We start from the raw sequence: 12,326 nt of genomic DNA on the forward strand, positions 1-12,326 counted from the left end.
CGGGGAGTTTACGGAGACGGTTGCAATCACGCAGCGCATGCTGCGCATCCGGGTCTGGCAGCAGCCGCGGCCCGGGACGCAAAATTCACGTAGGTATGGAGCGGACCGGACGACCCGAAGGGAAAGGATTGGCGTTAGGTCTGGGAAAGGATTGGTATCAAATCTGACATTCAGACACGCCTCGGCAGTAACGCACCCGTATCCGTCTGACTGGAATACGTGTTGCATTGAGCTCGCATCCGAATGCCAGACCTGACACATCAATTAGCCAGGCACCTGCATTCCCGCCCCTCGGAGGGTCAGAACAGGGTTTTTCGGGGTTGCCTTCCGGATTGCGGCAACAGGCTCGCGCGCGACTGGGGTGGTCGATGCACTGGCAACAGGCTGCGCGTTGCCACCTCGCGTTGGCTGTGCGCCGGAAACCAGTTTGAAACTGTCGACCAGCTGGGTCAATTTTCCTGCCTGGCTCTGCATGTTTTCCGCAGCGGCTGACGCTTGTTCGACCAGCGCCGCATTTTGCTGCGTCACTTCGTCCATTTGCGTGATTGCATGGTTGACCTGTTCGATGCCTTCACTTTGCTCCTGGCTGGCCGAGGTGATGTCGCTCATGTAGCCGGCGACTTGCTGCACCTGTGTAACGATCTCATCCATCGTCTTGCCCGCATCGTCAACCAGCTTGCTGCCAGCCTCGACTTTTTCCACTGAGTCGCCGATCAGGGACTTGATCTCTTTGGCGGCGCCTGCGGAGCGCTGCGCAAGATTGCGCACCTCGGCGGCCACCACGGCGAAGCCGCGGCCCTGTTCACCGGCGCGCGCCGCCTCGACTGCTGCGTTCAGGGCCAAGATATTCGTCTGGAATGCGATGCCGTCGATGACGCCGATGATATCGACGATCCTGCGCGAGCTTTCCCTGATCGATCCCATCGTGCCGACCACCTGGCCAACCGCCTTGCCGCCTTTGATCGCCGTTTCGGAGGCAGACGCAACCAGTCGGTTCGCCTCGCGTGCACTGTCAGCGTTCTGTTTGACGGTGCTGGTCAGTTCTTCCATCGACGAGGCGGTTTCCTCCAGCGAACTCGCCTGCGATTCAGTGCGGGCCGACAGGTTGGCATTGCCAGTTGCGATTTCCGCCGCACCGATATTGACGACATCGGTAGCTTCCTTGATCTGGCCGACCAACAGCTTCACATTCGTTTGCAGCACGCGCAGCGTTTGCATCATCTGCGCAAATTCGTCGTCGCCGTTGGCGTCGATCCTGGCGCTCAGGTCGCCGGCGCTCATCCGTTCGATATCCTGTTTGACGTTTCGCAGCGGCACGACGACCGCGCGGTACAGCAGGAATCCGGACACCAGACCAAAGACGATGCCGATGGTGGACGCGGCGATCGACCATGCGTCGAATTGCTGGTTTCCCGAAGCCGAGAACAGCAGGTTTGCCATGAACAACAGCGTCAGCAGACCGGACGACAGCATGATTTTCGACCTGATCGACAGGATCGCCAGCAAGTCGAAACGCCGGAAGAATGAGCGGGCAACGATCGAGCCGCCGTGCACCTCGAATTCGTTGCTGCCACTCTTGATCGCCCGATAGGCCTGCTCGGCGGCAGCTACCTGCTCCCGGCTCGGCTTGACGCGAACCGATGTGAGCCGACCATTTTGCCGTCTTCCAGCATGGGCGCGGCGTTGGCTTCGACCCAATAATAATCGCCGTTCTTGCAGCGATTTTTCACCATGCCAGTCCATGCTTTCCCGGCCTTGATGGTGCTCCAGAAGTCCTTGAACGCTTCGGCCGGCATATCCGGGTGACGCACGATATTTTGCGGAGAGCCAATGAGTTCTTCTTCCGAAAATCCGCTGATTTTGCAGAAATCATGGTTGACGTACGTGATATTTCCGTTCAAGTCAGTTTTGGAAACAACCGTTTCCGTCTCCTTCAAGATGTATTCGGAATTGGTAACTGGCATATTGGTTCGCATGGCTGTCTCCCTGGATAGTGCGTTGTCATTCAATCGAGCTGCATTACATTGTCATTGGCGCGTTTTGGCCGCCGCTGCCATTCAATACTGCACATCAGCGTTCAGCATTCGACGGCAGCGGATTGGGTGGCCGCCTTGATCGCTGCGAATATTTTGCCCGGCCATACTTACGCACTGCGTCGATCACATCGTGCAAGGTCGGCAATAACCTGATGCCTCTCGGCGAACGGTCCAATCCTGTCGCACCTGCACCGCCTACCCAGATTTCCATGCTCTGCGGTACCACGCTGCGCAGTTCTTTTAAATAAGGAAGAATCCGTCGCTTTGGAAATGCTGCGCTAAAGCATAGACAGACGATATCCGCGCGATAATCGGCGGCGGCAACCGGTATCTCTTGAACAGGCGTCTCGGGGCCCAGCGAAATGCAGCACGCACCGTGTAGCGATGCCAAACCATTCACCATCAGAATGCCCAGCGTATGCAGCTCGCCGGATGGCGTCGTGATCAACATGCGGGGGCGGCCGTCGGGTTTGGTTACCTGCGATATCGCCTCTCGAATCAAGCTCTGTATCATTTCTGAATACACATGCTCATCTCGAATGCCGATTTTTCCTTCTTCCCAGGCTGTTCCCACAGCGCCGTTCAGCGAACACATCACTTCCAGGACAAATTTTTCCAGGCCGAGGCGTACGACTTCCTGCCTGAATCGGGATTCCAGCGCGGTGCGATCACGCGCCTCAAGCAGCGTCATCAACTCGTTCACTACCTGGGATTCTGTAGCAGGCGCCGAGGTCGCGATGCTCTGTTCGTGCAGCAACGATTGCAACGCCTCCTCGCTCATTGGCACCAGCTGGGACGGACGCATGCCGTTGTCGATCAGACGCTTGATCAGCTTGAGGCGTGCCGTTTGATGCGCCGCGTAGACCCGATGGCCGCTGGCATCTCGCTCTGGCACAGGAAAACCATAGCGTTCCTCCCACTTGCGTAACACTTCTTTCGAAATGCCACTATCAAGGGAAATTGCTGCAATCGTGCAAACATCCGACATGGAAACCTCGGTTTTTATCTAAATGTCTTAGACAAAAGTATGATTTTTTACTTACGCTAAAGCAACATGCATTTACATATGTAATTTTTTATTGCGAACAATTAACTTTAGGCCTTACGTGGATTGTTCGATCATGTCGTTGCTCGTTCAATCGTTCGGGTTGGTGGTCAGGATCGAGGTCAGGTCTCATGTTCAGAAACTGCCTCTGTTTCAGGTAACTAGTATCCGTCCGAATAGAATGAGCTTGATACGGAGCTTGTATCCGAGCGCTAGACCTGACACCGGAACTTCGACGGAGAATGCATGACACCAAAATTTACAGAGAGTGAAATCGACGAACTGCCAAGCGCAGGCGCCGGGCATGACGATGCAACACGTAAAAGAATCAACGCTGGAGTGTCTGCCGGAAATCTGGCACGTGCTTCGAGCAACACTCGCTGGGATGAGCTGATTAGCTACTTCCGTACCCAAACGGGATGGCGGCCTTCATACAGGTCAAAATCGGTCACAGGCTATATTTCTGGATGGGATGCTGAGTGGTTTTACCATCTGCCGTTTCCCTTCGCGTCCGTTGAGTGGTTCGATATCGGATTGCACGAGCCCGTGCCGGCGCGCGGACGGCTTCTTGAGCCGAGCGTAATCGACCATACAAAAGAGATACTCAAACGTCGTCCAAGCCATCGGCTTTGAATTCGAGGTACGCGGCGATGTACTCAGGATCTGGGGCTACTTGCCCAGGTCGTATGAGGATTTCGCTACCACCTGACCGTCGTCCAGGGACGACGGTTGCCGGTGCGGTCAGTCAGTGGCGGTGACGAACCGGCCGCTTGCCACGCTGACGCGAGCAACCGTGTTCGGCCGAGAGCGAACATTTGATTCAGATGCGCTGGTTTCCCGTTTACTGCAATGTGTCGATCAATCAGACCGAGGTGCCAATGCGTCGTTACGAGCTCACGTTATTTGCCGATTATCATCAGTTCTACATTCAGGACGAGAAAGCCGACGGCGATCTTTCTGACGCCTGGACCGATGCAGCTGTCGAACGTCTTCTGGCGGTTGCCCCAGGTACTGTTGGAATCGGCACAGTCAGGAATGTTGACGTGCCCGTGACGATCTCCGTCCTGGAGCAAGAGCCGGTACTCGACGCCGACAAGTTCGATCACATCGTCGAATGCTCTATCGCAGTGGAAAGCGGAACGATCGTCGCGGCAGGCTGCACGGATTATTTTCCCGATGCAGTGCGCATCAAACTACCGGCAGTTTCTTACCGTGTTCGTGCCAGCTTTGAAGGGCTTGACTCCGTGTCAAGCAATGGGCTTGCGGGCAATGACTACTACCACCTCCAGCTTTGGCCTGCCCCAATGGGTCCGGTCCAGGTACGCAAGCAACGTGTTTGACGCTGCTTAACGCTATGATCCTAAAACCACCATGAACCAATCCACGAAAAATCTTGCTGCAGCCGCGCTCATCCTGTGTTCACTCCAGGCTGTTGCATGCCCCTTGTCCGACGCATTATCAACCCGTTATGGCATCTCGTTCTCAGGTTTTAAAACGCCAGTTCCGGCAGCGACAGCGCCGGACATGACGGATTCTGGATCGTTCATTCGGGTTGCGGTTCGGGACAACAGCAAGGTGGCAGATGGCTTTCGCCACACGATCGTCATGAACACCAAAACAAAGCAAGCGTGGGTCCTTCGCACCGGCGGTTTCGCCAGCGTGTATGACTGGTTCGGCCCGGTGGATGCGCATCATGTCCCGGTCCAGAATTGCAGGTCGGACCACATGCGTGCGGACCTGCGCGCTTTGTAAAAACATCCCCGCGCAGGCCAGGCCTGCGCGGGGATGTCGTCATCACACCGGCTCGACAACGAGCGCGCTAACGCACTGCGCCCGCCATCACGCCTTCTTCTGCCCCGCAATCCAGTTGTCCACCAGATTACCGAGTACATCCAGCGGCACCGACCCGGCGCCCAGCACCAGGTCATGGAACGCTGGCAGCGAGAATTTATCGCCCAGTTCTGTCTGCGCCTTCTGGCGCAGTTCCAGGATGCGCAGCATGCCGATCATGTAGGCATTGGCCTGGCCCGGCCAGACGATGTAGCGCTCGGTTTCCTGCACGCCCATGCCGTAATCGATCGCCTGCTGGCGCGTCCAGTTCTTGGTGTGCAGGCCAGTGTCGGCCACGAGGCGGCGGGCGCGGAACAGTTCCGAACCCAGCGCGCCGAGCAGGCCCGGCACGTCGCCTTCATACCAGCCCTGCTCCACCGCCAGGCGCTCCGTGTACAACGCCCAGCCTTCCGAGTGCGCACTGCCGCCGCTGAAGATGCGCTGGCTGCGGAACTTCGGCAGGTCCTTCATCTCCTGCTGGATCGCGAGCTGGAAGTGGTGGCCCGGCACGGCCTCGTGGTACGACAGGCTGCGCATGCGGATCATCGGGAAGGTCGGGCCGACCAGCGGCACCCAGAAGATGCCAGGGCGCGTGCCATCCGGCGCCGGCATGCTGTAGTGGGCGGCGGCCGACGGCTCCGTCATCGGCGGGACGCGGCGCACGTCCACGGGTGCGCGTGGCTTGAGGTTGAACAGCGGCGCGCTACGACGCTCGGCGTCGCGCACCATCTCGTTGTAGCTGGCGATGATACCCGGGCGTGGATCGCCCTCGCCTTTCGGCTGGAAGCGCGCGTCGAGCTGCTTCATGCGCGCTTCGATGCCGCCTTCGCTCAGGCCCAGCGACTTCAGATGCTTGTCCATCTCCGCTTCGATGCGCGCCACTTCGCGCAAGCCGATCGTGTGGATCTGGTCGGCGGTGAGCTTGGTGCTGGTGAAGTTTTCCAGCGCGCGCGCATACGCGGCGGCGCCGTTCGGCAGGCGCGAGATGCCGGCCACGTCGGTGGTGGCCGGGTGGATCTCGGCCATGAAGGCCTGCACGCGCGCATAGGCCGGGCGTACCTTCGTTTCGACGATGCTGGTGGCACGGGCGATGGCAGCACTGCGCGCTTCCGGGGTCAGGTCTTTCAGCTCGGCGCTGCGCTCGGTCAGCGACGTCACGAACACGTTCTCGGCCGCCGACGGCTTGAGGAAGTGGTCGACCTGGAACTGCGCACGCTCGAGAATAAAGCGCGGCGGGATCAGCTTCTTGGCCGCGGCGCCCCGTGCACGCACCAGGGCTTCGTCCATGCGCATGCCTACCTGGTCCAGGCGCGCCAGATAGCTGTCGACGTCCTGCTTGTTGCGCATCGGGTGCGTGTTGGTCATGAAGTTGACCAGGCCATTCTGCACGCCGCTGAACTGCGAGAACACGAAGTTGTAGTCTTCGAACGGCTCGTTGGCGATCACGTTGTCGAGCGACCAGCGCATGACGGATGCAGAGATCTTCTGGGTCGCATCCAGCGGGGCATTCTTGAAGCCATCCAGGCGCTTGAGGCCTTCGCGGGCCAGCGCCACGGCCTTCTGGCGATGCGCGGCGGTCAACGGCGTCAGTTCGCGATCGAGGCGTGCCTGCTCGGCGCCGCTGAAGTACTGGGTCGACGTGGCCGTCTGTGGCGACAGGCGCACCCAGTCTTCGGCGAAGCGGTCGGCCCAGACGTTGAACGCGGCGTCCGGTTTGCTGGCGCTCGCCTGCGCGACGGGCGCTGGCGCGGCTGCTGCCGGCAAGGCCACCCCGGCAAGCATGGCGGGAACGAACAGGGCGGCGATGAGGGCGCGCGTGCTGCGCTGGCGGGTCAATGGCATGTCGTGGGCTTCCTTGTGATTGTCTGTCGGCGGCGGTGGCTGCTTTTTGCCGTGAAGAATCTAACATGGAAGGAAACAAATCGACAACATGGGTGTTGCGGTGCGGCGTAAGTACCGCGCTACCGAACGCAAACGTCCGTCAATCGGTGTAGCCGCGCGCCGCCATCAACATCCGGTCCTTGAAGACGCTCTCGCCGCAGTAACACAGCAGCGCGGCCGCAATGCAGGCCAGCACCTTCCAGCCCAGGAGCAGGCTGCCGATGCACACGACGGCCGCACCGATGGCGAGGCGCATCGCGAACGTGCGCCGGGTCATGCCGAAGACGAAGCGGCTGCGCGGGCGCGTGTGCAGGAACACGACGAACATCAGCCAGTAGCCGATCGCGTAGACGAAGTACAGCAGCGCGCCGATGCCCAGCGCGAAGCCGACACCGGGCACGCGAAAGGCCAGCAGCCCGCCAAGGCCAAGGGCCAGCCAGTACAACATGAGGTTCCGGTACTGCACATGCTCTCCCGATCGATCGACAGCGGCATCTTACAATACCGCACCATTCATCCGACGAGGCGACACACCCATGCAGGCATTGCGCGACAAGCTGGAACACCGGCAGATCGCCATCTACTTCGGCGCCGTTGCGCTGGCGCTCATCGTGGCAGGCGCGATGCCGGCAACGTCCAGCTTGGGCCCCGTCATCAATCCGGCGCTGGCCTTCATGCTGTTCGTGACCTTTCTGCAGGTGCCGCTCGCGCATTTGGGCCGCGCCTTCACGCACCTGCGCTTCCTGGCCGCGCTCCTGCTCACCAACTTTCTCGTCATTCCGCTGCTGGTCGCGTGCCTGCTGCCGCTGGCGCCGGCCGATCCGCTCATCCGGCTCGGTGTCCTGCTCGTGCTGCTCGCGCCCTGCATCGATTACGTCGTCACATTCTCGCACCTGGGCCGCGCCGATGCGCGCGCTCTGCTGGCGGCAACGCCGGTACTGCTGGTGGCGCAGATGGCGCTGCTGCCGGTCTATTTGCGCATCCTGCTGGGCGACGCTGCCGCCGCCCTGATCCAGCCGGCGCCCTTCATCGATGCCTTCGTCTGGCTGATCGCCGCGCCGCTGGTGCTGGCGGGCGCGGTGCAGTATTGGGCAGCGCGCACGCGCACTGGCGCGCAGACCGCCGCGGTGCTTGGCGTGCTGCCGGTGCCCGCCACGGCGCTCGTGCTGTTCGTCGTGGTGGCGTCCGTGCTGCCGCAGCTGGGCCAGTCGCGCGCAGCCGCGCTGGCCGTCATCCCCGTCTACCTCGCCTTTGCAGTGCTGGCGCCGCTGGCCGGCTGGCTTGTCGCGCGTTTGTTCCGGCTGGCGGCGCCCGCCGCACGTGCCGTCGCCTTCAGCGGCGCCACCCGCAACTCGCTCGTGATCCTGCCGCTGGCGCTCGCCGTGCCGGGTGCGCTGCCGCTGCTGCCGGCGATCATCGTGACGCAGACGCTGGTCGAGCTGATCGCCGAACTGGTCTACGTGCGCGCCATTGCACGCCTGGGCGCGGGCGACAACGACTGACGCTTGGGCCAGCGCAGACCCCGGTGCGGTGTCTTGGCGTGGCCTGCCCGGCATCAAGGATGATCCATCGACGCACGCCCATGATGTTTCCAAGTGGAAACCAATGGAGACTGCCGTGGAAACCCTTCTTGAGGCCGCACCGGAGGCGCCCCCCATGACGCCCAGCAAAGCGTGCACGCTCGACGCCAGCCTGCCGCTGTGGAATCCGCGCGCGGCGACGTATCTGGGCGTACTGCTCTCGCCCGCCTTCAGCGCCTACATCCATATGTGCAACTGGACGACGCTGGGCGAAGACGACCAGTCTCTGGAAGCGCGGGCCTGGTGCTGCATGCTGCTCGGTTACTTCGTTGCGTTCGGCGTGCTGCTCGGCGTGAGCGACATCGTCGGACGCAATCTGGCGCCGCCCGTCTCGGCGACGATCGGCCTGCTGGCGGGCTGGCATGTCTGGGGCGGCCGCGCGCAGGAACGGTATGTCGCTGTCATCACGGGCGGCGCCTACACGCGCCGCCCGTGGTACGGCGTGATTCTGGCGGCGCTGGGCGTGCTGGCGGTGCTGGTCGTGATGGTGGCGGTCGTGGTACGCGTCGTGCGGGGCTGACGCAGCGCTTAGGGAAGCACTGATTAATTCATGGCGGCGGACTTGGCGTTGAAAAGAGCCACCCTGCGGCGTTGCAAATTCTCGCAATAGCCCGCTATTGCTTCGATTTTGCGCCTTGCAGGCTGACTTTTTCAACTGCCAATTCCATCCCCCAGAATTAATCAGTGCTTCCTTAGATCGTGCGCGAAAAGCGCGGCCCACCGGCTTGCTGGCCAAGGTAGCGATCGAACACCATGCACAGGTTGCGGATCAACAGACGCCCCTTGGGCGTGACGCTGATCCACGCATCGTCCACCTGCACCAGGCCGTCGGCCTGCATCGGGCGCAGCGCCGCCAGCTCGGCCGCGAAGTGCTCGGCAAACACGATCGGAAACGCCTGTTCGATGGCGCCAATCGACAACTCGAACTGGCACATCAGCTTCTGGATGATCGCACGGCGCAGCAGGTCGTCCATGCCAAGACGGATGCCACGCTGAAGCGGCAGCGTGCCGGCGTCGATCAGCGCGTAGTAATCCTCGAGCGTCTTGGCGTTCTGGCTGTAGGTCGCGCCGACGGCGCCGATGCTCGACACGCCGCACGCGACCAGATCGGCGTCGGCGTGCGTGGAATAGCCCTGGAAGTTGCGGTGCAGCCGGCCCTGGCGCTGGGCCACGGCGAGGTCGTCGCCCGGCTTGGCGAAATGGTCCATCCCGATATACACGTAACCCGCCGCGCCCAGGCGCTCGATGCACAGCTGGAGCATCGCGAGCTTGGTATCGGCGCCCGGCATGTCGGCTTCCAGGATGCGTCGCTGCGGCTTGAACAGGTGCGGCATATGGGCATAGTGGTAGACCGAGATGCGGTCCGGGCTCGCTTGGATGACCTTCTCGAGCGTCTGGGCCATGCTGACCAGCGTCTGCTTGGGCAAGCCGTAGATCAGGTCGATGCTCACCGAGCGGAAACCGGCGGCGCGCGCGGCGTCGATGATGGCAACTGTTTCGGCTTCGGGCTGGACACGGTTCACGGCCCGCTGCACGTCCGGATCAAAATCCTGCACGCCCAGGCTGATGCGATTGAACCCCTGCTGGCGCAGGCTGTGCACCCGCTCGGGCGACACGGTGCGCGGATCCACCTCGATCCCGTACTCGCCAAGGGCATCCGGCGCAAACCGGAAGCTGGCCTGCAGATGCGCCATCAGGTCGTCCATTTCGGCGTCGAGCAGAAAGGTCGGCGTGCCGCCACCGAAGTGCAGTTGCTCGACCTCGTTCATGCCGGCAAACAGCTGGCTTTGCATCGTGATTTCGCGCTTGAGGTAATCGAGGTAGGTGGCCGCCCGCTCGTGTTTGCGCGTGACGATCTTGTTGCAGGCGCAGTAGTAGCAGACCGTGTCACAAAACGGAATGTGCACGTACAGCGACAGCGGACGCCCGCCGCGCTGGCGCCGCGCTGCGACGGCTTTTAGATAGTCGCCGGGGCCGAAGTCGGCGCCGAAGCGGTCGGCAGTGGGATACGAGGTGTAGCGCGGTCCGGACTTGCCCAGGCGGGCCAGCAAGGCGCCATCGAACTGGGCAGCGGGAAAGACAATGGCGGAACGTACCGCGGAAGGGATTTCGGCGTGACCCGGCATGATGAACAAACTCCAGCAAAAGATTTCAGCCAACTGCGGCAATGACCGCGCGGCAGAAGGCAACGCGGTTTGAACAGCGGTCAGCTTATTGAGCCATGCGGGATGAATCCATGCGGTGCATCAAACGCGGTCGAGTCGGCTGTCTTCGCCCTCGCCATACTGCGAAATTTGAAGACGGACAGCGCCAGCGACAGGCGCGCCGCCTCATCGGCCACGTTGCCCGAGGCCGCCGCCGATTCCTCGACCTGGGCCGCATTGCGCCGCGTGATCGCGTCGAGTTCCACCATGGCCGCATTCACGCCATCGATTTCCAGCGCCTGCTCGCGGCTCGCGGCCGTGATTGCACTCATGATTGCGGCCGCATCGGCCACCTTGCCGACCACGTCGCGCATCGTCTGGCCGGCGGCGCCGACCAGCTGGCCGCCCTGGCCCACGTGGGCCCGGGACGCTTCGATCAGTCCCGTGATTTCGCGGGCGGCGCCAGCCGTGCGCTGGGCCAGGCTGCGCACTTCGCCGGCCACGACCGCAAAACCCCGGCCCTGCTCGCCGGCGCGGGCCGCTTCCACGGCGGCGTTCAGCGCCAGCAGATTGGTCTGGAATGCGATGCCATCGATCAGACCGATGATGTCGCCGATCCGGTTCGACGAGGCGCTGATTTCCTGCATCGTCGCGCCGACCCGTTCGACGGCCTGACCGCCATGCCCGGCGACGGTGGTCGCGGCCAGCACCATGGTATCGGCGCGCACCGCGCTGTCCGTGTTGCGGCTCGCCGCCTCGGCGATCGTGCCCAGGCTGCCCGCGGTCTGCTCCAGGCTCGCGGCCTGCGCTTCGGTGCGGCTGGCCAGATCGGTATTGCCGGCAGCGATCGCACGGGTGGCGTGCTCGATCGAGCTGACGTTGTCACGGACGTCGCCGATGATTGCCGTCAGGTTGACGGTCAACTGGCGCAGCGCCAGTTGCAGGCGGCCCATCTCGCCGCTGCCGGCCGCCGATGCCGGCGCCGGGTGCGACAGATCGCCGCCGGCCAGTGCATTGACGGTTGCAATCGCGTCGCGCAGTGGCCGCACGATGCTGCGTTGCAGCCCGTACCAGGCCGCAAGCGTGGCCAGCGCGCCGGCGCCGGCGGCCGCGCGCCAGACGCCGTCCGCGGCCGCCAGGCCCAGCGCCGCCAGCAGCAGCGTCTGGCCGCCCATCAGCCAGCCGAGCCGCTGACCGAGCGGCGCATCGCGCAGCAGTCGCAGCAGACGATCGGGCGCCAGGCCGGTACGCACGACGCGCCCGCGCACGATGGCCAATCCACGCGCTTCGTTGTCGGTGAACTTGCGGTACAGCGCGCTGGCGGTCTCGACCTGTTCGCGCGTGGGCGCGGTGCGCACCGACATATAGCCTGTTATCTGGCCGCGTTCGCGGATCGGCGCCACATTGGCCACCACCCAGTAAAAGTCGCCGTTCTTGCAGCGGTTCTTGACCAGCCCGGTCCATGGCTCGCCGCCCTGCAGCGTGCGCCACATATCGGCAAAGGCCTCGGGCGGCATGGCCGGATGACGCACCAGATTGTGGGCCTTGCCCAGGAGTTCGACTTCAGAAAAGCCGCTGACCTCGATAAACGTCGGATTTACATAGGTGATGCGGCCCTTGGTATCGGTCTTCGAAACAATCGACTGGCCTGGTTGTATCCGGTATTCGGTCGTGGTGACGGGCTGGTTGTGACGCACTGCGCTCTCCTTGGGTTTCCTTAATGCAATATTTAGATTGTACGGATGACTTTCCGAAAAAAATTTGATGTGGATCAAAAATGGTCCGGTCAATCCCCTGTAGTGCGTGCGTC

The 12,326-nt window shown here is 62.3% G+C and carries 13 protein-coding genes; 6 read left to right on the forward strand and 7 right to left on the reverse strand.

Annotated elements, in window-relative coordinates:
- Nucleotides 1-264: 264 nt before the first annotated feature.
- The 3 genes from ACZ0AJ_RS10735 to ACZ0AJ_RS10745 all read right to left on the reverse strand — a co-directional run bounded on the left by ACZ0AJ_RS10735 (nt 265) and on the right by ACZ0AJ_RS10745 (nt 3,024).
- Nucleotides 265-1,698 (reverse strand): methyl-accepting chemotaxis protein, encoded by a 1,434-nt coding sequence (locus ACZ0AJ_RS10735; RefSeq protein ID WP_499456772.1) that lies wholly within the window; start codon nt 1,696-1,698, stop codon nt 265-267.
- Entirely contained in the window at nt 1,608-1,976 is a 369-nt protein-coding gene (locus ACZ0AJ_RS10740) for a PAS domain-containing protein (RefSeq protein WP_499454430.1), read from the reverse strand. The genes ACZ0AJ_RS10735 and ACZ0AJ_RS10740 overlap by 91 nt, the downstream gene beginning before the upstream one ends.
- A gap of 94 nt (nt 1,977-2,070) precedes the next feature.
- Entirely contained in the window at nt 2,071-3,024 is a 954-nt protein-coding gene (locus ACZ0AJ_RS10745; protein ID WP_499454785.1) for a MerR family transcriptional regulator, read from the reverse strand.
- Nucleotides 3,025-3,327: 303 nt separating this feature from the next.
- On the opposite strand from ACZ0AJ_RS10745, the gene ACZ0AJ_RS10750 reads away from it, so the two are divergent.
- From ACZ0AJ_RS10750 to ACZ0AJ_RS10765, 4 genes are all read left to right on the forward strand, one after another.
- On the forward strand, nt 3,328-3,714 hold the full coding sequence (locus ACZ0AJ_RS10750) for a DUF6678 family protein (protein ID WP_499454787.1): 387 nt from the start codon (nt 3,328-3,330) through the stop codon (nt 3,712-3,714).
- Nucleotides 3,704-3,790 (forward strand): hypothetical protein, encoded by an 87-nt coding sequence (locus ACZ0AJ_RS10755; protein ID WP_499456774.1) that lies wholly within the window; start codon nt 3,704-3,706, stop codon nt 3,788-3,790. The genes ACZ0AJ_RS10750 and ACZ0AJ_RS10755 overlap by 11 nt, the downstream gene beginning before the upstream one ends.
- A 115-nt stretch (nt 3,791-3,905) precedes the next feature.
- Nucleotides 3,906-4,421, forward strand: a complete 516-nt coding sequence (locus ACZ0AJ_RS10760; RefSeq protein ID WP_499454789.1) for a hypothetical protein — start codon at nt 3,906-3,908, stop codon at nt 4,419-4,421.
- A 31-nt stretch (nt 4,422-4,452) separates the two neighbouring features.
- Nucleotides 4,453-4,833 carry a hypothetical protein gene (locus ACZ0AJ_RS10765; protein ID WP_499454435.1) on the forward strand — a complete coding sequence of 127 codons (381 nt, stop codon included), beginning with the start codon at nt 4,453-4,455 and terminating at the stop codon, nt 4,831-4,833.
- A gap of 87 nt (nt 4,834-4,920) precedes the next feature.
- Here ACZ0AJ_RS10765 and ACZ0AJ_RS10770 read toward each other — a convergent pair whose 3' ends face one another.
- Together ACZ0AJ_RS10770 and ACZ0AJ_RS10775 are read right to left on the reverse strand one after the other, a co-directional pair.
- Entirely contained in the window at nt 4,921-6,753 is a 1,833-nt protein-coding gene (locus ACZ0AJ_RS10770) for a DUF885 domain-containing protein (protein ID WP_499454436.1), read from the reverse strand.
- Nucleotides 6,754-6,892: 139 nt separating this feature from the next.
- Complete coding sequence (locus ACZ0AJ_RS10775; RefSeq protein WP_499454438.1) at nt 6,893-7,240, reverse strand: hypothetical protein; 348 nt, start codon at nt 7,238-7,240, stop codon at nt 6,893-6,895.
- Nucleotides 7,241-7,328: 88 nt separating this feature from the next.
- Here ACZ0AJ_RS10775 and ACZ0AJ_RS10780 point away from each other — a divergent pair, with 88 nt between their 5' ends.
- On the forward strand, nt 7,329-8,294 hold the full coding sequence (locus tag ACZ0AJ_RS10780; RefSeq protein WP_499454440.1) for an arsenic resistance protein: 966 nt from the start codon (nt 7,329-7,331) through the stop codon (nt 8,292-8,294).
- 154 nt (nt 8,295-8,448) lie between these two features.
- Nucleotides 8,449-8,892, forward strand: coding sequence for a hypothetical protein (locus ACZ0AJ_RS10785; RefSeq protein ID WP_499454441.1), 444 nt, complete (start codon nt 8,449-8,451; stop codon nt 8,890-8,892).
- A gap of 172 nt (nt 8,893-9,064) precedes the next feature.
- Here the strand turns inward: ACZ0AJ_RS10785 and hemN are convergent, their stop codons facing one another.
- Entirely contained in the window at nt 9,065-10,498 is a 1,434-nt protein-coding gene (hemN, locus tag ACZ0AJ_RS10790) for an oxygen-independent coproporphyrinogen III oxidase (protein ID WP_499454443.1), read from the reverse strand.
- 80 nt (nt 10,499-10,578) lie between these two features.
- Complete coding sequence (locus ACZ0AJ_RS10795; RefSeq protein ID WP_499454793.1) at nt 10,579-12,213, reverse strand: methyl-accepting chemotaxis protein; 1,635 nt, start codon at nt 12,211-12,213, stop codon at nt 10,579-10,581.
- Nucleotides 12,214-12,326: the final 113 nt, after the last annotated feature.

This window comes from Telluria sp. AC161, from assembly GCF_979258535.1.

What these genes read in the sequence shown, in the direction of transcription:
- ACZ0AJ_RS10740 (WP_499454430.1), bottom strand. Translation starts at nt 1,976, where the DNA reads ATGCGAACCAATATGCCAGTTACCAATTCCGAATACATCTTGAAGGAG.
- ACZ0AJ_RS10745 (WP_499454785.1), bottom strand. Translation starts at nt 3,024, where the DNA reads ATGTCGGATGTTTGCACGATTGCAGCAATTTCCCTTGATAGTGGCATT.
- ACZ0AJ_RS10750 (WP_499454787.1), top strand. Translation starts at nt 3,328, where the DNA reads ATGACACCAAAATTTACAGAGAGTGAAATCGACGAACTGCCAAGCGCA.
- ACZ0AJ_RS10760 (WP_499454789.1), top strand. Translation starts at nt 3,906, where the DNA reads ATGCGCTGGTTTCCCGTTTACTGCAATGTGTCGATCAATCAGACCGAG.
- ACZ0AJ_RS10765 (WP_499454435.1), top strand. Translation starts at nt 4,453, where the DNA reads ATGAACCAATCCACGAAAAATCTTGCTGCAGCCGCGCTCATCCTGTGT.
- ACZ0AJ_RS10770 (WP_499454436.1), bottom strand. Translation starts at nt 6,753, where the DNA reads ATGCCATTGACCCGCCAGCGCAGCACGCGCGCCCTCATCGCCGCCCTG.
- ACZ0AJ_RS10775 (WP_499454438.1), bottom strand. Translation starts at nt 7,240, where the DNA reads ATGTTGTACTGGCTGGCCCTTGGCCTTGGCGGGCTGCTGGCCTTTCGC.
- ACZ0AJ_RS10780 (WP_499454440.1), top strand. Translation starts at nt 7,329, where the DNA reads ATGCAGGCATTGCGCGACAAGCTGGAACACCGGCAGATCGCCATCTAC.
- ACZ0AJ_RS10785 (WP_499454441.1), top strand. Translation starts at nt 8,449, where the DNA reads ATGACGCCCAGCAAAGCGTGCACGCTCGACGCCAGCCTGCCGCTGTGG.
- hemN (WP_499454443.1), bottom strand. Translation starts at nt 10,498, where the DNA reads ATGCCGGGTCACGCCGAAATCCCTTCCGCGGTACGTTCCGCCATTGTC.